This is a genomic window from Desulfocurvus sp. DL1XJH-121 (assembly GCF_054819825.1).
On record NZ_JBTVWW010000060.1, the window covers coordinates 1 to 564 of the forward strand.

Annotated in this window: 1 protein-coding gene; it reads left to right on the forward strand. The window is 53.9% G+C overall.

Annotated elements, in window-relative coordinates:
* The coding region (locus ACYYG1_RS17320) for an IS1595 family transposase (protein ID WP_461211585.1) at nt 1-564 on the forward strand (564 nt) is incomplete at its 3' end.

Genomic DNA, 564 nt, shown 5'->3' on the forward strand with positions numbered 1-564 from the left:
ATTCACAAGCGTTCACGACTGATGGAGCACTTCGTCGCCGGGACAACAGCCCGTGCTGCGGCCCAACTCGTGGGCGTAAACAAGAACACGGCGGTTTCATTCTTTACTCGGCTGCGCAAGGTTGTTGCCGAGGAGATGGAGAAGGCCTCCCCTTTCTCCGGCGAAGTGGAAGTGGATGAGAGTTACTTCGGTGGACGCCGAAAGGGTAAACGGGGGCGAGGTGCGGCCGGTAAAGTGCCTGTTTTTGGGCTATTGAAACGTGAAGGCAAGGTCTACACGACCATGATCCCCAATGCCCAGAAGGCGACTTTGCTGCCGATAATTGAGCGAATGATTTTGCCCGACAGCATCGTCTACACGGACGCTTTAAGCAGCTATGACGCCCTGGACGTGTCAGACTTTCATCATGTCCGGATCAACCACTCCGAGCTGTTTGCTGACCGGCAAAATCACATCAACGGCATTGAGAATTTTTGGAATCAGGCGAAGCGCCATTTGAGACGGTTCAACGGTATCCCCAAGGACAATTTCTACCTGTTCCTGAAGGAGTGCGAATGGCGCTTC